At 42.9% G+C, this 22,579-nt stretch carries 18 protein-coding genes and 1 pseudogene; 7 read left to right on the top strand and 12 right to left on the bottom strand.

Annotation, left to right across the window (positions count from 1 at the left end; genetic code table 11):
- Positions 1-164 precede the first annotated feature (164 nt).
- Positions 165-821, bottom strand: coding sequence for a YiaD family glycine zipper/OmpA-like lipoprotein (locus AC2SLM_RS10100; protein WP_486553636.1), 657 nt, complete (start codon positions 819-821; stop codon positions 165-167).
- 468 nt (positions 822-1,289) lie between these two features.
- Here AC2SLM_RS10100 and AC2SLM_RS10105 point away from each other — a divergent pair, with 468 nt between their 5' ends.
- The 5 genes from AC2SLM_RS10105 to minE all read left to right on the top strand — a co-directional run bounded on the left by AC2SLM_RS10105 (position 1,290) and on the right by minE (position 6,098).
- On the top strand, positions 1,290-2,252 hold the full coding sequence (locus tag AC2SLM_RS10105) for an acyltransferase (protein ID WP_486553637.1): 963 nt from the start codon (positions 1,290-1,292) through the stop codon (positions 2,250-2,252).
- Positions 2,253-2,513: 261 nt separating this feature from the next.
- Positions 2,514-3,593, top strand: a complete 1,080-nt coding sequence (locus AC2SLM_RS10110) for a hypothetical protein (RefSeq protein WP_486553639.1) — start codon at positions 2,514-2,516, stop codon at positions 3,591-3,593.
- Between the two features lie 285 nt (positions 3,594-3,878).
- Entirely contained in the window at positions 3,879-4,670 is a 792-nt protein-coding gene (minC, locus tag AC2SLM_RS10115) for a septum site-determining protein MinC (protein ID WP_486553640.1), read from the top strand.
- 328 nt (positions 4,671-4,998) lie between these two features.
- The gene (gene minD / locus AC2SLM_RS10120; protein ID WP_486543764.1) at positions 4,999-5,811 is read left to right on the top strand and encodes a septum site-determining protein MinD; all 813 of its coding nucleotides are present in this window, start codon (positions 4,999-5,001) and stop codon (positions 5,809-5,811) included.
- Positions 5,812-5,813: 2 nt separating this feature from the next.
- Positions 5,814-6,098 (top strand): cell division topological specificity factor MinE, encoded by a 285-nt coding sequence (gene minE, locus AC2SLM_RS10125; protein WP_486543763.1) that lies wholly within the window; start codon positions 5,814-5,816, stop codon positions 6,096-6,098.
- A gap of 188 nt (positions 6,099-6,286) precedes the next feature.
- Here minE and AC2SLM_RS10130 read toward each other — a convergent pair whose 3' ends face one another.
- From AC2SLM_RS10130 to pilG, 8 genes and pseudogenes are all read right to left on the bottom strand, one after another.
- Positions 6,287-6,844: a cytochrome b gene (locus AC2SLM_RS10130; protein ID WP_486553642.1), complete on the bottom strand. Its 558-nt coding sequence runs from the start codon at positions 6,842-6,844 to the stop codon at positions 6,287-6,289.
- A gap of 61 nt (positions 6,845-6,905) precedes the next feature.
- Positions 6,906-7,409 (bottom strand): hypothetical protein, encoded by a 504-nt coding sequence (locus tag AC2SLM_RS10135; protein ID WP_486553644.1) that lies wholly within the window; start codon positions 7,407-7,409, stop codon positions 6,906-6,908.
- Positions 7,410-7,451: 42 nt separating this feature from the next.
- A complete protein-coding gene (locus tag AC2SLM_RS10140; protein WP_486553645.1) occupies positions 7,452-8,522 on the bottom strand; it encodes a chemotaxis protein CheB in 1,071 nt (356 codons plus the stop codon).
- The gene (locus AC2SLM_RS10145; protein WP_486553646.1) at positions 8,515-13,980 is read right to left on the bottom strand and encodes a hybrid sensor histidine kinase/response regulator; all 5,466 of its coding nucleotides are present in this window, start codon (positions 13,978-13,980) and stop codon (positions 8,515-8,517) included. The genes AC2SLM_RS10140 and AC2SLM_RS10145 overlap by 8 nt, the downstream gene beginning before the upstream one ends.
- Before the next feature lie 3 nt (positions 13,981-13,983).
- Positions 13,984-15,042: pseudogene (locus AC2SLM_RS10150) on the bottom strand (methyl-accepting chemotaxis protein); the annotation flags it as partial.
- Between the two features lie 958 nt (positions 15,043-16,000).
- Positions 16,001-16,534, bottom strand: a complete 534-nt coding sequence (locus AC2SLM_RS10155) for a chemotaxis protein CheW (protein WP_486543758.1) — start codon at positions 16,532-16,534, stop codon at positions 16,001-16,003.
- Between the two features lie 6 nt (positions 16,535-16,540).
- Positions 16,541-16,903: a response regulator gene (locus AC2SLM_RS10160; RefSeq protein WP_486543757.1), complete on the bottom strand. Its 363-nt coding sequence runs from the start codon at positions 16,901-16,903 to the stop codon at positions 16,541-16,543.
- A gap of 11 nt (positions 16,904-16,914) precedes the next feature.
- Positions 16,915-17,301, bottom strand: coding sequence for a twitching motility response regulator PilG (gene pilG, locus AC2SLM_RS10165; RefSeq protein ID WP_486543756.1), 387 nt, complete (start codon positions 17,299-17,301; stop codon positions 16,915-16,917).
- 627 nt (positions 17,302-17,928) lie between these two features.
- Here pilG and AC2SLM_RS10170 point away from each other — a divergent pair.
- Together AC2SLM_RS10170 and AC2SLM_RS10175 are read left to right on the top strand one after the other, a co-directional pair.
- Positions 17,929-18,651, top strand: coding sequence for a response regulator transcription factor (locus AC2SLM_RS10170; RefSeq protein ID WP_486543755.1), 723 nt, complete (start codon positions 17,929-17,931; stop codon positions 18,649-18,651).
- A gap of 64 nt (positions 18,652-18,715) precedes the next feature.
- The gene (locus AC2SLM_RS10175; protein WP_486553647.1) at positions 18,716-20,578 is read left to right on the top strand and encodes an ATP-binding protein; all 1,863 of its coding nucleotides are present in this window, start codon (positions 18,716-18,718) and stop codon (positions 20,576-20,578) included.
- A 135-nt stretch (positions 20,579-20,713) separates the two neighbouring features.
- On the opposite strand, the gene ccmE is transcribed toward AC2SLM_RS10175, so the two are convergent.
- The 3 genes from ccmE to ccmC form a co-directional block, all read right to left on the bottom strand.
- Complete coding sequence (ccmE, locus tag AC2SLM_RS10180; protein ID WP_486543781.1) at positions 20,714-21,244, bottom strand: cytochrome c maturation protein CcmE; 531 nt, start codon at positions 21,242-21,244, stop codon at positions 20,714-20,716.
- A gap of 208 nt (positions 21,245-21,452) precedes the next feature.
- A complete protein-coding gene (ccmD, locus tag AC2SLM_RS10185; RefSeq protein WP_486553648.1) occupies positions 21,453-21,656 on the bottom strand; it encodes a heme exporter protein CcmD in 204 nt (67 codons plus the stop codon).
- Between the two features lie 112 nt (positions 21,657-21,768).
- Positions 21,769-22,557, bottom strand: a complete 789-nt coding sequence (gene ccmC / locus AC2SLM_RS10190) for a heme ABC transporter permease CcmC (RefSeq protein ID WP_486553650.1) — start codon at positions 22,555-22,557, stop codon at positions 21,769-21,771.
- Between the last annotated feature and the right edge of the window lie 22 nt (positions 22,558-22,579).

Genomic DNA, 22,579 nt, shown 5'->3' on the forward strand with positions numbered 1-22,579 from the left:
GTTATCGATAACTATTATCAATAAGATAATATAAAAACTTTAAAGCTTCTTAATTATCTAATAAACCCTTTTTCGGACAAAAAAAATAGGCCAACAATTGCTGACCTATTTTTATTATAAACTAAAATTTTATTAGATATTAAAATAATCTACTTAAACAATGATTAATTCATATTTTGTGGTGTGTTGATTTGGATTTCAACACGGCGGTTTTGTTGACGACCTGATTCAGTATTGTTAGAGGCAATAGGTTGAGTCTCGCCATAACCCATAGTACGGATACGGTTTGCAGAAACACCTTGTTGTACTAAGTAGTTAGCAACTGCTTGAGCACGGCGCTGTGATAAACCTTGGTTGTAAGAAGAATTACCAGTGCTATCCGTATGACCTGCAACGTTTACTGTCGTTTGGTTGTACTCAACCATAGTAGCAGCAAGCTTATTAAGCGTGTTGTAGAAAGATGAGTTGATGTTCGTGCTATCATGAGCAAAGGTGATATTGCCTGGCATAACTAGGTCAATATTACCCGTATTTGGGTTACGATTAACTTCTACGCCAGTACCTGCCATTTGCTGCTGTAACTGTCTTTCTTGTCTTTCCATGTATAGACCAGCTGCGCCGCCAAGTGCTGCACCGATAGCTGCATCACGACCGATATGCTCGCCGCCAGTAACTTTAGAGATACCGGCGCCCGCTGCTGCGCCTCCTAATGCACCTAATACACCTTTGTTAATAGACTGTTGTCCAGTATTTGGATCAGTAGCACAACCTGCAAGGGCCATTGTTGATGCTAGTGCTGTAATCATTAATTTATTTTTCATAATCAATCCTCAATATAAATCCATAAATTTAACTTTCTATTTACGGTCATCACCGGCTTTGTCGTTGTATAGTTGACTTATAAACACGGTATGTTCGATAACTGTATAAGTCCCATTATAATAGAAAGCTTTGCTTAATAAAGTTAGCAAATGTTTCAATAGTTATTATGCCGGTTAAAACCTACCTATATGTAATAAATTGTGGTTTTGCTGTATGGCATATATGTAACAAAACATGACTTCTGTCACATACGGTAGTTGTTATTATATTATTTATAAGGATTTGCAGTAGATTGACAGAAGAATTCATCACCACTAGCCCAACTCTTTTATGAACAAAAGCAGTATCTCAATTGTTTTTGTGCTTAAATTAGAGGGAGTCGTTGTCATCGGAAGGATACTTGGTTTACAATTGTAAACTATCTGCCTCCCTTTTTTTGTTTCTAGCACATTACCTTGGTCTGATTTATGAAAACGAAAATAAAAAAAATATATCAACGTCTGCATGATAAATCACCTTTATTAGGCAAAGCTGCCTCTTTGACCACTGCCGCTGGCGTTATCGGTGCCAACACCTTTACCTATGGTCCACCTTTATGGTTATTAGGGGCAACCAAAGTTGCTACCGGCTCAAGTGTCGCTGACACTGCGGTTATCAAGATTGCCAAACATTGGATTGAAACCAATAACAAGCTGATTGATAATGTATTACCCGAAAGAGATTGGCGTATTGAATTGCCTGATGATTTAGAGCAGGACAAACAGTATCTGTTAATTAGTAATCATCTGTCTTGGGTAGATACTAGTATTGTGCAGTACATTAGCCAAGGCCGTTTGCCCTTAACGCGTTTTTTCACCAAATTTAATCTGATTTATATTCCATTTGTCGGTCAAGCTTTCTATTTCTTAGACTTTCCGATGATGAAACGCCATACCAAAGAGCAAATCGCCAAAAACCCTGATCTTAAGAGTCGTGACATTCTCGAAGCCAAACGTGCCTGTGAGCTATTAAAAGATAAGCCTTTTGCGTTATTGAACTATCTAGAAGGCACACGCTTCACTCCTGAGAAGCGCGATAAACAACAGTCTCCTTATCAAAATCTATTAAAGCCAAAAGCTGGTGGTATTTCTCTAGCCATTCAGGCGCTTGGTCCTCAGATTGATGGTATTTTAGATATGACCATCGTTTATCCAGATGGTAGCCCTTCTTATACTGACTTATGGAAAGGTAATATCAAGCGCTTGGGCGTTAATGTGAAGCGTATTGATATTCCGCAAGAGCTCTTTACAGCCATTGAGGAAGGTGATTACAATAACGACGAGGCCATGAAGCAGACCATGTATGCCTGGCTCGATAAAATCTGGCAAGAAAAAGATGAGCTCATTACACGTATGAAAGCGGATTTTGAGGACTCAGATAAAACCTCATAATTTAGAGCCGTAACCGTGTTCATTGAGTCATTGATTAGCGCTCTGACGCCGTCTCGTTTATTGTGTGCTTATGCCTATCTATATATGATGAGATAAGCACGCTACAAAATAAGCCCTAATAGAATAAAGAGGGTCGGCGTCTCGAACGTCTAAAACAGGTCGAAAATACCTTATATACATCCAGCGATTTTATTTAAACATAGCAATCTCACCATACCGCAACGGCTAAATACCGCATCCGACCAAAGGCATTTCATACGCATGGCTGATTTAGACACCGAAACAGCGCCGACCCATCCAAATTCAAAGCAGCTACATTCATCAGAGCTCCCACCGCCGCTCAAAAGCAAAACAGCCACTCGTTTGGCGCTACTTTATGACATTGTTATGTTGATTGTTATTGTGATTGATCTAATGATTATTAGCGTAGATTTGCTCTTAATGAGTAAGTTTGTGGCTCAAGTAGCACAATGGATGAATGTGGCATCGTTGCATGCGGTTTATACAGAAGATATTCATCATCCGCTTCGAGTGCTTGGCGGCTTTTTTACCATATTCTTAATCGCTGAATTAGCGCTGCGTTGGATATTGTCAATTATTAACAAAGAATATACGCGCTGGTTTTTCTTTCCCTTTGCACACTGGTATGAGGTACTCGGCTGCTTCCCTCAGCTGCGCGCGCTGCGTTTATTGCGTGCTTTCTTTATAGGCCGTAAGCTGTATCAATTGGGCTATCAAGTCTTGCCCAAAAAATGGATTGCCACAGGTAAATTCTATTACGATGTGCTTTTTGAAGAGTTATCTGACCGCGTCATCTTAACTGCGACTGGCAATATACGTCAGCAGTTTGCAGATGAGCAGGCCAATCAGCGCTTTCTTGATGAGACATTAAATAAAAATCGTCCTCAAATCCAAGCCATGCTCGCCTCCGTCTTAAAAGAGGAGCTAACCCCTCAGCTCAAAAAGCTTGCGCATAGTGAGGCTACGAAAGCGTTGTCTGTTGAAGTCGGTTTATCAGTGCAGGATGCACTCAATAATACACCTGAGCTGCGCCGCTATCTGCGTATGATCCCAATTGCTGGCGGACTGATAGAAAGTCAGCTACATATGGTGAGTCAAAATATCGGCGAGAACATCACTAATACCCTATTCTCACACTTAACTCAGCCTGAGATTACCGATGCACTAATTGATGAGATCGCTGAAACCATTGCCAATATTAATCTGAATAATCCAGAGCTTGATGCTCTTGTCTCTGGTGTTGTGAACGATAGTCTGACTGCTTTTGAGGAGCAAGTTAAGGTTCAACAGTGGAAGCATCAAGAGCATCTACATCTGTAATCTGTAATCTGGGCTAATATTAAACCTGTCAGCCTTTTACCATGTTCTGCCAGTCGTTTTTGCGACAGTGCCTATTATATTTAACGATGCATATGGATTATCAGATTAACTTTAAAAATATTTGTCTAAAATAACCGACTGACCCTAGACCTCGGCGGGGCGTATTGGTAATCTTAGACAAACAGTTAGACCTTCCTTTTTATTCCAATAATTCATTTGATTACAGACAATCAGTCCAATAAAACCTAATAATAATACGGCTACTTTTATCTTTAAGGATTTGCTATGACCGCTGCAACTGAGACGCCTGCCTTGAAAATGTACGGGAAAATGCTGACCTTTACACGCATTAAACTAGAAACTGCTGACTTAACCGAAATTGAGACATTTCTAGAGTCAACTTTGAGCAATAAGAGCAGTCAAATTCCTGTCATTATTGAAAGTGAAATCGAGCAAGACTTACCTGCTTTAATCGATCTATTCTGGTCTTGGGGCTTACAGCCCATTGGTGTGGTAACCGGAATTTTAGATGATGCCGCAAAAGAGCTACGCTTGGCTATCTTCCCAGGCGATGGCAAACGCATTGAGCGTATTCGCCCTATCAAAAAGGCCACACCTCAGGTCGTTGCTCAAGCGACCAAAGCAACAAAGGCAGAGGATGGCAGTAGTACAGTTGCGCCTACTCAAGCACAGGCAATTATTAGCGAAGAAGAACCAGAGATTACCGCTAATGAAAGCTTTACTAGCATGATTTATGATCAAATGCTGCGTTCTGGTCAAAGTATTAACCACGTTGGTGGTGATTTGATTTTGACCAATAGCGTCAATAACGGTGCAGAGGTAATTACTGATAATAGCCTGCATATCTATGGCCGTGCGCAAGGACGTTTAGTCGCTGGCGCAACCGGTGATAAAGAGGCGCGTATATTCTGTCAACGCTTTAATCCTTCACTGGTATCTGTAGCAGGGACTTACTGCTTGCATGACAGTATCCCTGAGGAGATGATTGATCAACCTGTGCAGGTACGATTTGTAGAGGGCCAAGGCTTAGTCTTTGAAATCATGAACAATACCTAAGCAAATTAGCCTTAATTTAATTCTACCCGTTTTAATAACACTGCTCGATTAACGTAAGATAGACGATAACTGTTGTTACAGACGTTAAGATTTAACACACAGTATGAAGTTATAGACTCATAAATTAAGCGTATGCTTTGGTAGATACTGTAACTTTACGAGTATCTGTGATAATCTAGCGGGATAAAATTTGACTTTATTAGTGTGTTTGTGCTTCCTTATTGCAACGTTTAATTTGTTGCAAAATAGCTGACAAAAGCACTAAGTGTTTAAAATGGTGATGAGCACCTTTGTGCTCATTTTTATAGATTTATAGGAGTATGCCATAGTGGCAAAGATCGTTGTAATTACCTCTGGTAAAGGTGGTGTTGGTAAAACTACGACAAGTGCATCATTTGCCGCAGGCTTAGCACTACGTGGTTATAAAACTGTCGTCATTGATTTTGATGTGGGCTTGCGTAATCTAGACCTACTAATGGGCTGTGAAAATCGCATTGTTTATGATTTTGTTGATGTGATTTCAGGCAATGCACGTTTATCGCAAGCGCTAGTAAAAGACAAACGCTTAGAAAACTTATACATCTTACCGGCAAGTCAAACGCGAGATAAAGATGCGTTAACTGACGAAGGTGTGGCTGAAGTGATCGAAGAGTTGTCAAAACAATTTGACTATATTATATGTGACTCGCCTGCGGGTATTGAGCGCGGTGCACAGCTTGCAATGTACCATGCTGATGAAGCAATCATTGTTACCAATCCTGAAATCTCTTCTGTACGCGATTCAGATCGCATCATTGGTGTGCTACAAAGCCGAACCAAAAAAGTAGAAGAAGGCACAGGTACCGTACGTGAGCATTTGATTATCAATCGCTATAACCCAGAACGTGCTGCTGCTAAAGAAATGATGGATATAGATACCATCTCAAATGATATTTTGAAGGTGCCCCTACTGGGTGTGGTACCTGAAAGTAATAGTGTTCTTGAAGCCTCAAACCATGGTGAACCTGTTATTCACTATGGTGATTCGACTGCCGGCCAGTGTTATGAAGATATCGTTGCCCGCTTCTTAGGTGAAGATAGACCATTACGTCACATTGATGTTAAGAAGAAAGGCTTCTTACAACGCTGGTTTGGAGGTTAGGCATGTCTAGAAAAAAAGGATTTTGGAGTAACTGGTTTAGCGCAGAAACCAAAAGCTCTGGTAGTGCCAATATGGCGACAGAAAGACTTAAGGTTATCGTCGCTAGTGAAAACCGCTTAAATTCACGTCTCACCTCAGAACGTATTGAGAATATGAAGCGTGAGATCTTAGAAGTGGTTAATAAGTATGTGAATGGTGTACAGATTAACGATGTTAATATTAATCACCGCCATGAAGACAATCTTGATGTATTAGAGATGAATATTAGCTTACCTGAGAGTAAATAACGTCTCTTAGGCCGTTTCTCTTTATTGTTATAATAAAGGGTTCACTACGAACAATACTTTAAAACTCGAGTCGCATTATAAAAGCGCTGTCATTAACTGACAGCGCTTTTTCACTTTCTAAAGTAAAGTCCCATCGTCTACAGTCTATTCACATTACTATCAAACCATAAGCAGTGACCCAAAGCTGTCTATTTAATCCGAGCTATAATACGGTCTTTCTTAATAAATTGATGCTGAATAAAGCCGATTAAGTGCAGCGCTGTAAAGAACAAGATAGCCGGCCAAATAATATCGGCATGCACATCATTAAAAAAACGGGCCTGAGGTCTATCTGTTACCAACATGGTAGGCAGCTCGAACAGACCAAACATATCGATACTGCGTCCACCATACCAAGTCATTAATATACCCGAAATTGGCATAGCAAATAACAACACATATAATGCCAAATGAGTCAGATGAGACAGTGCAACTTGCCACTTGGGCATAGGCATTGGTGCAGGCGACTGGCTAATAACCCTTGCAATGACTCGAACAATCATCCACAGCAGCAAACAAACACCAAAGGCTCTGTGCAACATCAAATAAGTGGAGCCATCCGAGCTTTCATGCAGGGTTATCATTATCCACAGTAAAATCAGTAATATCGCCCCGCCCCAATGAAAAAAACGCACAGCGCCTGACCACTTTTTAGGCTTAGTCGGCTGTGATTTGTTTAAAGCGGACTCATTTAAGTTTGTGCTCATAACTCACCTATTCGATTATGCTAGAGTGTCATCCATTATCTGACTTAAAGTCTGGCTGCTATTATACGTTTAAATCAGATATTTTATCGGTTGATATCATATGCTCTGATAATGCTACGATATCAGGAACAGCATAAATTTGATGATTAAAAACAACGTTTTGGAGAATATAATCCTCTACCCTATCCCCATTATCCTTTTTGACCTGACGGTTTAAATCATCCTCTGCATCTTTAATATCAGCAATCTTAATATGGTACTCTTCAAGCTCCCCATTGACCAACAAGCCGATGGACTGTTCGGGTGCATGGCCTTGTAGGACAACCAACATCTCAGGGTCACGCCCCCTTTCAGCCAAAGACAATGCTGAGAATAGTAAGACTCGATACGCTTCTTGCTCACATGCGGATGTATAAGATACTGCCTCTACAACCAGACTACTTGGAACTAGCCAATTTGGCGAGCCAGCAACAGAAATGGCTGTGACTGTTAGTCCGCCTGCATTGACGGTCAACAAATCGCTATGCTCAAGCCTTGCCGTATCTGCTAATTTAGATTGGACCATCGCCCTGTCTCCCTGACTGTCTTGATATCAATATAAAAAACATTAAACACTGCTTTGCTGATGGTTAATGTAAGCCGTCAGATAATGTGCCAATTGCAATGATGAACCACGATACTGCGGCAATTTGGTCTCTGTTTGCATCCGCTGTGCTCTACTCGATAACATTTCAGTCGTTTGCTGCCAAATCTGACTGTTATTCTCCTCAAGCTTACCAATATCTAGAGGTCTATCCATTTTTACATTCGAAAATAAAACACCAATCAACTGCTCACCAAAAGCATCACTGCAATTCTCTATCACACTTGGCAGACAAGGCGTATTAGCGGTAGACCATTGTTGATCAGTGATAATAGCACGGCCTGTAGAATCATAAACGACCTGAGGCTGCGGCGGTGCAATATAGCAATGACCGGCCTGCATATTCAAAGATACCGAAATCACTTGGCTCTGCCAATGATTATGCTCACTCATCTGCTGTGGTAGGGCATGTACTTTATCGCTATCTGTCGGCTGCGCTACTATCATCGCAACCGGTAAATCACTAGGTAAACAGTCTAAAAATTCAGCGACGGCTTTATTATCCTGCTCAGAAGCCACTAACAGCAATATATATTGCCACGGTTTATAGCTATTATCCTTATATAAGCATTCATTAGAATCCTTCAACTCTGGTTGCGGCAGTGACAGCATACTTGCCAGCTTACGCCTTAGTTTGCGCTGCCATTTCGCATATAGATTCATTTCATTAGGTTGCGGTGCTTGCTCAAAGCCAACCAGCATCAACCGCTGCCGGCTTAACGCATCTCGGCTAGCTAGTGCCTTATCAGATAAGTCCGTATCACCAAATGCGTCCTCTAACCGATGATACAACGCATCATCATATTGACTGTCAACCAACCAAATATCTGCCTCAATCTTTGATGTATCTATCTGATTATGGATAATCTCCGATGGTGCCAAGCATCCTACTAATGTCAGACCAAATTTCGTCAATGTATCCGTAAAGGCTTGTCGCTGCTGCGAAGTCTCAGCGATGACCATAACTCGAATATTAGTCGTCTTATTATTATCAAGTTTGGCAGCTATACCTTCCAAAATGCTATGATTAACCACCCTGTACTCCTGATGCTTGTTTAATCAGGCTTTGGATAGTGGAAATCAGGAGGGCCTCTTGGAATGGCTTACCTAGATACGCATTGACACCAATCTGACGCGCTCGCTGATGATGTTTATCACCGGTTCGCGAGGTAATCATGATAATCGGTAAGGTATTTAACTGCGGATCATGACGTACGTGCGAGGCAACTTCGAACCCATCCATACGCGGCATCTCGATATCTAGTAGCATTACATCGGGTCGCAAGCTTTGTAGCATTTCTAATGCTTCGACCCCATCCCGCGCGGCAAAGGTTTTATAGCCTTGTCGCTCTAAAATACGTGAGGTTACTTTACGTACCGTCACTGAGTCATCCACAATCAATACTTGTGGTGTGCTGCGCTTAATGGCTTGTTTTTTAGCGCTTACTGAATGGACTATCTGCTGCTGAGCAGGGGCATTGCGCATCAAATCGAGCGCATCTAATATGAGCATTACTGCGCCATCACCGGTAATGGTCGCTGCTGAGAAACCCGTGACATTTGCCAGTGGTCGTCCTAAAGGCTTCACCACCGCATCTATGCGTGAGCCCACGATTTCATCGACTTGTAGTGCCAGTCTTTGTCCTGCCTGATTTTTGAGAATAATGACAGGTAGGCTTATATTGTTGTTTATTGACAGCTCGCTTAGCGATGTACTAGATAATATCTCGTTTAGATAACGCACACGATAATCATTGTCGGCAATCTCAAGCGATCTATCTTCTGATTGATAATAATCGAGTAAACTTTGTGTATTTAGGCGCTCGATACGGTCAATCTGAATCAGCGGCACCGCGAACTTCTGAGAGCCGGAACGGACAACCAAGGCTTCGGTAATGGCAATGGTCAACGGCAATCGTAAAACAAACTCCGTACCCTGCCCAACCTGTGATTGTACCGATACCGTTCCACCCAGTTGACGCACTTCACTTAATACTACGTCCATACCCACGCCGCGACCGGATATTTGAGTCAGGCTACTGGCAGTACTGAGGCCGGCATGGAAGATGTATTGCATCACTTCCATGTCGGTTAATGTGGTGTCGTCTTTATTGATTAGGTTACGGCTGATAGCCTTTTGACGTACCGAATTAACATCGATACCTTGACCATCATCGCTGACACTAATAACAATCTCACCGCCTTCGCGATTAATATCAATCACGATACGCCCTGTATCAGGCTTAGCAGCCTCTCGTCGCTCAGCGGGCATCTCTATACCATGATCGACTGAGTTTCTTAGCATGTGCTCAAGCGGTGCGGTAATACGCTCAAGAACCGTTCTATCAATCTCATCTTGCTCATTGATAATAACCAGTTCTACCGATTTGCCAAGCTCACTGGCGGTCTGACGCACGATGCGCTGCAAACGTGGCGACACTTGCGCGAACGGCATCATACGCGAGGTCATCAGTCCTTCTTGTAGCTCCGTTTGCGTCTGTGATAACTGTAACAATAGCCCTTCGGTATCACGCGCCTTTTCTTGTAAAGTGGCTCTAATATCTAATAAATCTGACGCCGATTCGGACAAGGATTTGGACAGTTGGTTAAAGACCGAGTACTGATCCATTTCGAGTGGATCAAAGTCTGCATCGGCTTTAAGATCATCATCGAGTTGAGAGCGAACCTGAGTTTCAAGCTCAATATCCATACGCCGCAGCTGCTCGGCAAGTCGCTGCACCGTCGACTCCATTTCTTGAATGGTCTGTCCTACACTACTGACACTCAATTCAATACGCGAGCGGTGGATAGCAGATTCACCCGATAGATTGATCATCTTCTCCATCAAGGTTGAGGGTACGCGTATCATCTCACTGCTAGATACTGGCTGCTTTTCTGTCTGCGGAGTGACAGCTAGATGTGCTGGCATTTGACTGATATCACGCAAGCCTAAACGCGCATCTCGCCATTTCTCATAACGATTAATCGCTTCCATATAACCCTGCAACGATACATCTGGAAGCGCTTGCAGTGCATCAGGATGTTTTTTAAAGTCTGCAAGCTTGGTGATTAGTGCATCGGCAGCAGGCGGATTAATGCCATGCTTAATCAGATAAATAGCCTGCTCGAGCCATTCATGAGTGAGTGATAATAGTGGATAGACAGAGGGGGTTATTTGTTGCGGTTTAAGAAACTCTGCATACGCTATTTCAAGATGCTGTGTGACATCAGCGACGCTATCGGCATAGACCATGCGCGCGCCACCATTTAGTTTTTGCAACTCACCTGACAAATGATACAGTGCAGGAGAAATGATATTATCAGTCGATAATCCGCCCTCATCTTGCTGGGTCATATCGCGCTGAAAATCTTGAAAATGTGACTCAAGATGTTCTAAGACCTCATCCGCTTCTTCCAAGAATATCTCAAGAATATCCGGATCTGGAACTCTGCCAGCCCAAGATTCTGATTTTAATCGATCAAATTCTAGCTCAATGGAGTCAACTTCAGACTCTGGACTAGAAGACTGTTCTATTAAATCTGATATTGGCATCACTGTATTTTCTGATGCTAATACACCGTCTAGATAATTGAATGTGATATTAACAGAATCAGTCTCTCCTGATACCTGACTCTCAACATCAACCGTACTATCTTGATATAACTCTGGCGCACTTTGCGGATTAGTGCTTATGGTGCTCTGACTATCTGACTGATTGTCGTTAGGGGTTTTCGGTAAGATCAGTCGAAATCCATCAGGCAGTTCTTTAGCTTTCGATATTGCACGCAGTTGCTTAATAAAGTCGGTCACATAAAAGGACTTACCTTGAGTCGCTAGATATTCAACTTGACTGGCTAAGGTATCTTGTACCGCCTGCATGACTTGAATCCAAGCCATATCTGGCGTAATTACGCCTTTTACAAATTGCTCATACAAGGTCTCAGCTTCATGCATCAGCTCGGCAATACTATTAATACCCGCCATACGTGCACCACCTTTAATGGTGTGCAAATGACGCTGTAAAATAGCTATCGCCTCTGTGGACTTAGGATTTTTTTTCCAAAGCGTCAACTGCTGACCGACATCATTATCAATATCTTGAGCTTCTTCTAAGAATATCTCTAACAGCTCAGCATCGGTCTCAATCTCTTCAATTTGCAACGCAGCAACTACAGGCTCGATGCTTATATCTTGATGATTATCAGCTTGGTTATCATTCTCTGGATTAGCTTCAGCGGATTGTCTGCCATCCACAGCTTCTGCTAAATGGCTAGCTTGCTCACTCCAGTATTCTAACTGCTTAACCACTTCATCATCTAGCTTTAACGCCATGCTACCTGCTAAAGAATCTAGCAAACCTGTTAACTCATCATGGCCTGCAATTAACGATTCAATAACCTCAGCATTTTGAGCAAACGCAGGGGTTGCTGTAATCTGTTGATATAGATGCTGTAGTGCGCTAATAATAGTGACAAACTTTGCTGAACCCTGTGTTCGCTCTAATAACAGTTGACACTGTTGATCTAGTTTGTCCGCGTACACCGCTATCGCCTGAGTATCTGACTGCTCAAAGACCGCCGCAAGCTCCCACTGAGCATCCAAAACATCGTCAACGTGCTTGTCTATTAAATCGGCCACATTAAACGGTATATCCTGCTCGCTCTCCTCTGCTCGCGAGCTATCAAATGCCTCATGCAGCTGCTGAATATCTTGCTGCATCTGCTGCGTCGATGACTGTAAAGCAGTGACTTGCTGCTTATTGATATAGCCTTTAATCAGTTCGACCGATTGAGTGATTGTCTGTAGATGATGCAAAGTCATCGGCTCATCTTGTTGCTGTAACTGCTCTAAACTGTGCTCAACGGTAGCACTGATATCGCTAATCGCAGTTAATGACTGACTACTGGCTGCACCGCGCAGGGTATGAAACGCACGTACGAGATCATCTTCGACAACAGCGCTTTGTTTACCTGCTACTTTGGCCAAACTTCGATCGATATCAGCAAGCAGCTCACTGGCTTCTGTGGCAAATACCTGTTGAAGTTCAGTATCTGTATCTTGAGTATCGGTTAGATCCTCGTTTGCCGCTTGCTCTAAGCGTGCATTGGCCGTTGTCATCTCCTCTAATACCAGCTCTGCTGCTGGCATATTGGTCGAGGCCTCTATATTTGTTTCGGCTAAATCTGCCTGTTCGGTTGCATGATTTATAGATAACTCAGTCTTGCTATGCGGTGCTAACTGTGAATAATCAAAATCGGCATCGCTATTTTTTGCATAAATCGCGGCACTCGTCATCCATATTTTCAAACGTTCTGGATAACTGCTTTGTTGTTCAAAGATATCAATCAGAGTAGGATAACCTTCAATCACATCATCGACTAGCTGCACCATACCCGAGGTAAAACCAATACTACCATCGAGCACGCGGTTAAGCATATTTTCAATCGACCATGCCAGCTCAGCTGTGGTGAAAGCACCGACCATACGTCCTGAGCCTTTCAAGGTATGAAAGCCGCGACGTAACTCTGTGATTAAGGCTGTTGTATCATCTGTACTATAATTAAGCAGCTGCTTGGCATGGCCAGATATCTCCTGCAATACCTCATAAGCCTCTTCTACGAAAATCTCTTTAATCTCAGGCTCACTGTCCTGCGCATCACTGGGAATAACGACCTCATGAAGAGTAGATTGAAAAACTACTGCGCTATTATTGGTTACTGATGCAGGCTGATTGGCTTGGGGATCTACTTTATTTCCATCAATATCGCTATTATCCGCATCAATCTGAGTTTGCTTAGACTCAATCACATCAAACTCGACATCCGTAAAAGACTCAGGCTCTACAGGGTCAGTTTTTGCTTCAGTTTTAGCGATATAATCTGGATTTAGCTGACGCTCTAATTCGTCGAGCTCGGCATCGGTCATTTCATCGTGAATCAAGAAGTCTTCTATATTATCTTCTGCATCTCTTTGATTTTCTAACGTATGTGAAGTAGTGCTGTTCTCTGATGGTGAGTCTGATGATAAGGCGTTGTGTGCCAACTGCGCGGGTTGTTGGGCGGCTTCAACCTCATTATTGGATAAAGGTCTTTGCTGCAAATCTAAACGAATGTTTTTAGCGGCCAATAGGTCATGTAGCTGTTGACAATGACCGATGATTTCGGTCTCTTCGTAAGTGCCAATTTTGACATAGTGATGCAGCGCCTGTAGCAAAGACTCACTGGCAGCCAGAGTTATATCGACATAGTCAACAGACAATATCTGCTCTGCCATGGCCGTACTCACCATCTCTAATAGATACGCCAGATTCATAAAATCGACGACCTCAGCCACTTGTAGCTGCTCTAGAAGTTGCTGATAATCAGTAGATATCTTTGCTAAAAGCTCAATAGATGGCGTTTGCTGTAGCCGCTCATGTAGAGCCAGCAGTTGCTCTTTGAGCATAGGAAACAGCCATTCAGAGGTTAGCAATAAATTGGGCGCAGTGCTCATTACTTATCCCTTGGCTTTGGCAGAATTCAGGGTGTCAGCCTCGGTTAACTTAAAGCCAGATACAGATTTTTGTAATGACGCTGCCATCTCATTAAGCTCCCCGACGGAACGAGCCGTTGCCGTGGTGCCCGAGGTGGTTTTGGAGGTAATGCTTTGAATCACGCTCATGGTATCCGAAATACTACCTGCGGATGAGGCCTGCATTTTAGCTTCATGAGAGATGCTTTGAATCAAGCTTGCCAAGTTATTAGATACCGATTGCACTTCTTGTAACGCCTCGCCGGCATCTTTGGCCAGTTTTGCACCTTGTACCACTTCGACAGTGGTGCTCTCCATCGACATTACTGCTTCGTTGGTATCGGCCTGAATGGTTTTTACCAAGGCTTCAATCTGTTTGGTTGCATTCGCTGAACGCTCTGCCAGACGCTGAACTTCGTCAGCAACAACGGCAAAACCACGACCGGCCTCGCCCGCCATCGATGCTTGAATGGCAGCATTTAAAGCCAGTACGTTGGTTTGATCCGCAATGTCGTTAATCAGACCAACAATGTCACCAATCTCTTGTGATGATTCGCCCAGACGTTTGATTCGCTTAGAGGTTTCTTGAATCTGCTCGCGAATGGTATTCATACCTTCAATCGAGCGCTGTACCACCTCGGCACCATTATGGGCAATGGCGACCGACTGCTGCGCAACCGACTCTGACTGCGCGGCATTTGAAGATACTTGCTCAATTGAGCTCACCATGTGATCAATCGCAGACGATACTTTGGCAATCTCTTTCGACTGCTGCTCAGAGGCATCTGCAAGCTCGGTTGCAGTAAGCTGAGTTTTTTGCGATGAATCAGCAACGTTTGATGCGGTAGTATTAATTGCCTGCACCAGTTGACGTAGCTGATCAATAGCATAGTTTACGGAGTCTGCAATGGCACCGGTAATATCTTCCGTTACAGTGGCATTGGCTGTCAAATCACCATCAGCCAAATCTCCTAACTCATCAAGCAGGCGTAAAATCGCTTGCTGATTGCGCTCGTTCTCTTCTTGAACCGCTTGCGCGCGCTGAAACTCGACATCCATCTCATCGCGCTGACGCAGTGTCTCTTTTTCGATCAATAAGCGCTGCGTATCACGCCCTGCTTGATATAAGCGATATAGTGCATACAACGTACCTAAAAAGCCTAATAAAAACAGCAAGGCAGGAATGATGATATTGTTACGCGCTAAGATATTTCGGTTAACATCCGCTAAGTTGTCCTGCGTCTGGGCCGCAAAGTTACTGACCGTATTGGCTCTATTTTGAAGCGCTTCTGTTGTCGCCGCTTGGTCTTCTGCGTTAGTGTCAGCTGCAACCTGTGCGCTACTATTAATCACAAACTCAATATCAGGCTTAACGGATTGCCACTGCTCACCCAATGCCTGATAGACTGTTTGGTTATCTAAGGCACTATCAGAGGCATCGGCTAACGCTGATTCATAGCCATTGATGTCCTCTGATAATTGCTGATGAGCACGGCTACTAACCGCAGTATCATTAGAAAAAACGGCATCATTTACGTGGCGAACCAGATTGGATGAGGTCACCTCAAGCTGATTGACGCTACTGACGCTACTGACGCTACTGGTGACTTTGTTTAAGGTAACCGTCAAATACAACAAACTAATCAAGCTTAATAAACCAAAGCCAATTAAAATATAAAGCCATTTTTTTTGATTGCCATCGACCGCTGACAGTGACTTGGTGTTTTGAGAGTGATTGGTATTGCGGGCAGGCACATGGGCTGCATTGTTCATTAGGGGCTATCCTTAAGTTAAGTCTTTTTCACGCGTGGTCGCACACGGCATGGATTATTATTAATGTATTGTTTGGGTAATGGCTATTGAATATGCCGTGTGGTATGTCATCTGTCCATGATTATTCTACGCCATAATATGCACAGGTCAGTTAATATCCATAGACTGCTCAACATCCAATTGCCTAGTACAAACCACCCTTATCTACAAACACTAGCAACCCGTTTTGCTACAATGCCGCATCTAAGAAACGAGGGTCTTGGGTTAACAAACTGGGCATAAAAATAGGCCAATGCTGCTCGTCTTGAACAAATTGGCCATGATTGTAAGGCAAAAAAGGAGAGTTATTAGGCAGCGTCTTGGCTAGATATTGTTCGGCAGAAAACTTTTTAATATTCCAAACACTGTCCACCAAAATACCGAACAACATGTCTTGCTGATGAACAACCAACACTTTACGGTGCGATAACTGCTGCGCACGGCTGTTTAGATTTAGAAATTTTGCTAAATCAGCCAGCGGCAGGAGCTGACCTCGCACATTGGCAATACCCAATAGCCATGGTTTGGTCAAAGGAACAGGGGTTAAGGCAGTCGGCATGGCAATAACCTCAGCAATCTCGCCAATGGGCGCAACAAACCGCTCGCCAGCAACTTCAAAGGCCACACCTTGCCAATCTGGATCTCGATTGTCCGCATTACCTGAAAGCCTTGCCTTGGCCATGCTGTCTAAGCGCAGTAACTCTATAAATCCTTTTAAAGCCACAGCGGTTTATCCTATTACTGAATGAATGGTCGTCAATAACTCATCTTCATGCACGGGTTTGGTCAAATAAGCGCGGGCACCTTGACGCTTGCCCCACACTTTATCGGTCTCTTGGTTTTTGGTGCTAATCATCACCACCGGAATATGACTGGTGCTCTCACCGCGCGCCACTTGACGGGTAGCTTGAAAGCCATTCATTTCGGGCATGACGATATCCATCAAGATGACATCAGGCAAATGTTCTATGGCCATCTCAACGCCCATTTTGCCATTGGTTGCTTCAATCACCTCGTAGTTATGCTTTTTGAGCAATTCACGAAACCGTGCCATTTCAGATTGCGAATCTTCAACCACTAAAACCTTAGCCATATCATGCTCCGTTATGCTTGTTTCTGATGCTGTCTTAACGCATCGTACAGCTCATCTTTGCTAAATGGCTTGGTGAGATATTCATCTGCGCCCACAATACGGCCTCTTGCTTTATCAAACAGACCGTCTTTGGAGGACAGCATAATAATAGGCGTATCAGCAAAATCAGGATTGTTTTTGACAATGGCACAGGTTTGATAGCCATCAAGGCGGGGCATCATAATATCGATGAAGATAATATCAGGATGATAATCGGCTATTTTTGCCAAGGCTTCGAACCCATCTACTGCTGTTTCTACTTCACAGCCGACTCTTTGTAGCAACATCTCAGCCGTACGGCGGATGGTTTTTGAGTCATCAATGACCATGACCTTTAAGCCGTCAAAACTAATATCCATTCTGATTATCCTGTGTTATAAACGCCTCTAATACACTGAAAAAGCTTTGCTTTTTATTTTCAAGCTTCGCTTTGATATGTCTATAAGTGCAGCAAAAACCAGTGCTATCACTCACAATCTCAAGAGATTGATCTGAAAATAAGTAGCCCGTATTAAAGACGTTCTATGATTCTTTATAGTGATGCTATTTTTAGCACAAATTAGCTGCTTTTACTACCAATTTCCTAGGTTTAGCGCTCCTAAAGCTATTTAGGTCAACACAGATATTATTTTTATTTAGTCGCTAAATGCTTTTATTTATCGCTTGCTTCTATTATTCGTACTCACTAAACTCAATATTTATAAAAGGCAGCTAATACCGCCCTATTAGGTGGGATTGTGTTAACGAATAATGACTCGTGTAACAATAGCGAGGAATAGTAACAATTTGTGTATTGTTAAGATATACCTTTATTAGGCATTATAGATTTAAAATTGGCATACGTATTTACTGTCTGGCGAGTGATTCAAGTCTTAATAATGAATCATAATCAACAGACCATTAGATATTGCCAAACGTATTAGAGCCTTCTACCACTTTTATAACAATTACTTTTATAACATTTGAATATTTTAAGGATAATAACGATGAGCAAACATATTTTATTAATTGAAGATGATCCAGATTTAGCCGAACTAATCAGCGATTACCTCACGATGAATTATTATGAGGTGCACCATGCCCCTACTGGTCAAGAAGGCTTGGATATCTTAGATACAAAAGAACGCGGCATTGATCTGATTATCCTAGATTTAATGCTACCAGATATGGATGGCATGCAAGTATGTCAGAAAATCCGTGGCGGCAAAAACACTCAAACGAATAAAGTGCCTATCGTGATGTTGACCGCTAAAGGCGACACTACAGACCGTGTACTAGGATTAGAGATGGGTGCTGATGATTATATCGCCAAGCCATTTGAGCCGCGCGAGCTGTTAGCACGTATTCGTGCCGTATTGCGTCGCCATGAGCAGCCAAATCAAGCGGATGGTCAGTCTGATAGTCTAACCTTTGGTCGTTTAAGTGTATTCCCAGACAGCCATGAAGTGACAATTGATGACAAACCGGTTCGCTTAACCACCCATCAATTCCAACTTCTACATTACTTTGCCACTCATGCGGGTAAAGTGTTAAACCGTGAACAATTATGGCAAGCCATGCCAAACGATGACAGTTCAGATAATATTGATCGTGCTATTGACGTGCATATATCAAGATTAAGAGCACTCATTGAAGATAATCCTCGTCAACCTAAGCGTATTATCACTGTGCGCGGTGTGGGTTATCAATTTGCCACGGACCAAGTGTAATAAATCGACAGTTACTCTTATATAGCCAGTTAATGAGTCCATTTGACTTAAGTTAGAGCTTTTTATGCCTCGGATTGGTTTTAAAACGGTTTTTAGTAAGCTCTTTGCCAGTGTCACTTTGACACTGGTTTTGTTTGCTATTGCTATGATTGCACTCATGAATATGGTGCATGACAATTCAGCCGACGCGCGCTGGGAAGTACTTGCTAAACAAATCGTTAGTCAGGTCGACCCTTTTGTTGATGAGCTAGATAATGCTACGACCACAAACGAGCTGTTACAGGCTCGCTTTATGTTGGCCGTTATCAAAAAGAGTTTTGATATCTTTGATGAGTCGTTGCAAGCGAAAATGGGGCTATATGATCGTCAGGGTCATTTATTGATTCAGACAGATGATAGCGACTTACCTAAGACGTTACCTGAAGACCCCTCTTTAATCTCACGTATGCTACCGGCCTTTTTCTCATCTGATAAACTCAATGTGCAGGCAATGAGTGACCGCGGGTATACTTTACTGTATGAGCCACGTAACCCGCCGCAGCGCTCTGAGCTCTGGGCCGTCTTAAACCTATTTACCGGTACCTTATTACTGCTCGGTATAATGTCAGGCGTATTGTGGTGGATTGCCCGTTCTATGACGTGGCGTATTAATCAGATGAGCCGTCAAATGGCTGCACTTGGGGAGGGTAACTTTAGCGTACGTGTCCCTGCCAAAGTGACTAAAGGTACCGATGAAATCGCTAGCTTGGCGAAAGGCTTTAACCAAGCCGCTCAAAAGATAGAGCAATTAATTAATGCCAATAATCTACTGTTGGCTCATGCTTCTCATGAACTACGAACCCCAATTACGCGTATTCGTTTACAAATTGAGATGATGGATATGCTCTCAAGCGAGTTGTCTGAAAACACAAAAGCACAATTCCAGAAACGGGCGCAAGCAGTCAATCGTGATTTAACCGGTCTAAATGATTTGGTTGAAAGTATCTTACTTGTCAGTCGTCTCGACGCGGGTCATGCAGCACAGTCTAATGAGAAATTGAATCTATATGATTTAGTCTGTCAAGAATGTCAGCATTATCCTGAAGCCACCCTGTACGGCAAGGCATTGACAATTGAAGGTCAACCGAAGTTGCTGATCCATCTGATTCGTAATCTATTAAATAATGCTCTGATTCATGGCAAGCCGCCTATTGACGTTCATGTCTATGGCGTGGTGAATAAAGCAGATGCCATCTATCCGCCAGAAGGCTTATTTGATTTGGCTGCACCTAGTACTGAAGGAGATATACAAGATGCAGAGCTGGTCGAGAATACAAATAATGGTATAATGACTGATAATATAGCTGAAGATAAAAACTCGATTGCTTCTAATGACCCGATAACAGAGGATGCGATTCATAGTAACTCAGTAGATTTAGGCGTTACCTCAGCTAATAATGATTCAAAGTATGTAGAGTTACTGTCCCCCAATGAGCCTGATGCCAAAGTAAATACTGATGATTTCCAGAATGCTAAGAACACATCATCTGAGGATAAAGGGAACGCGGTAGCTGAGGACAGCTCGAAAGAAAAACCAGCCAAAACGGCTAAAAAAGGGAAGCCTGAAACCAGTAAACTCAACGAAATGGGCTTTGCTAAACGTTTACGTCGTCCAAAGGCTGAGCCTGTGGTCACGCCAAACTATGCGGTAGTATCTGTTATTGACCAAGGCACCGGCATCCCACTAGACAAGCGTAAAGAGATCTTTAGTCCCTTTGTGCGCTTACAGCAGAAGAATAAAGGATCAGGCTTGGGACTGTCATTGGTTGCACAGATTGTAGAAGCGCATCAAGGCACTATCCGCACTGATACTTATAATGGGCATACGCGCTTTATCGTTGTCCTACCTATCGACGCCAAGTCTCCTACCCAAAAAGAAAAGGGTTAAACCAAGCCCATCAGTAGATGATGCTTAGGTTAACCCTTTTTTACTATCAAATTATTACCCTGGTTTAGACGCTCAATATCCATTATCTTAATAGACGTAATCTAAACCACGCTTTTTTTAATATCTCGTCATACTCTACTCTTTTTCTAACGTTTGAGTCATATGATTGCCCTGCTCTGTATTATTTTTAACTGGAATAGCCGGACTAAATTGTTCTGAGTCTGGCGTAACACCGCGCTCTGCATGCTCTTCTTTGAGTGAAGCAGCTACTTCCGGCGGCATATAGTTCTCATCATGCTTAGCCAATACTTCACTGGCAACAAACACATCGCCTTGCATCTTACCGGTGGCAACCACGCCAGAGTTTTCTGCAAATAAATCCGGTAAAATTCCTTGATAGCTGACAGGCACACTGGCATTAAAGTCAGTGATAGCAAATTGCACTTTTAACTCGTTATTTGGATCACGCTTCACGCTGTCTTTGACCACCATACCACCAGCACGAATACGTTTATTCTGCGGTGCTTCGCCAGCCGCAATTGCGGTAGGGTCGAAATAATAATCTGTCTGTTGACCGATGGCGTAAATCACCAGAACGACAGCGATAATTGCACCGAATAATGTCGCGGCGACCCAAATTAACTTCTTACGGCGTACAGCATTCATAAGATTGCCTTTCATAACCTAAAGTATCCCATCAGCATAGCCGCTAATAAGACACCAATAATGTGTGAGTGAAGAAAATCTCTCTTCGGCTTAACGAAACCTTATTATTAGTCTCTTTAATGCTAAATACATGTCTCTAATATTCAATTTCGGCATCGCATAATATGCTTATCACGATGCCATCTTTCTTTGTTCTTACACAATAATGTTATCTGTTTTGAGAGCCGCGTTTGCGCTGCTGCTGACGGGCATTTTGTATCTTAAGCTCCTTTAACAATCGGCGACGCTGATTCAAGCTATAAAATATCAGACCAAGAATAGCGAGCACGGTAATGCCCCAACTACTCCAAACATACGGGCCATGTTCACCCATCGTTAAGAACTCTTGAAAGCTATAAAAATAAGGGTGCACTCTGCTCTCCTTTTAATTGCTGATAATCCAAACGCAGTCTTTTGTGCTTTGCTTTTCCTAACCTATATGATGAGGCTATATCTATTACTAACCCTCAACAAAGAAACAGAGACTATTTGGACAAACGTACATACTCTTTGACCCAAGCCTTATTTTGATCACGGCGTAAAATCAATGTATTGGTACGATAGATAGCCAATGCGGCTACCAATAAATAAGTGCCTAGCATCATCATTAATAATGGCATTAACATATCAAGAGACATTTTAGGAGCATCAGTAACGGTAATGGTGGCGCCCTGATGCAGCGTATTCCACCAATTTACTGAGTATTTGATAATCGGCAAGTTAACGGCGCCGACCACAGACAAAATAGCAGCGGCTTTACCTCGGTTCGGGGTGTGTTCAAAAGCGGCAAACAATGCCATCACACCGGCGTATAAAAAGGCCAAAATAAGCATTGAGGTCAAACGCGCATCCCACACCCAAAAGGTGCCCCAAGTTGGCTTAGCCCAAATTGAGCCGGTCAGCAGACTTAATACACACAATGTGAAGCCGATAGGTGCAATCGCTTGTGCCACTAAATTGGCCGTTTTAATTCGCCATACCAAAAAGATAACGCCAAGTACCGCCATCGCAAAATAAATCGATAGCGCAATACCCGCAGCCGGCACATGAATAAAAATAATACGGTAACTGTTGCCTTGTAGATAATCAGGCGGCGCAAACGCCAAGCCCCAAATACCACCGACAACCAATAAAATAGCCGCCAAACCTGCCAACCACTTTACCCATGGCGCAAAGATACGGAAAAACTCTCGCGTGCCAACAGTGGCCAAAAAAACCTGCCAAAGACGTGAGAAAAATCCTGAGTTCTGAGGTGATGATTTAGCATTTGGCATAATAAGACGACCTTGTAAGCCA

Source organism: Psychrobacter sp. CX16, assembly GCF_057396245.1.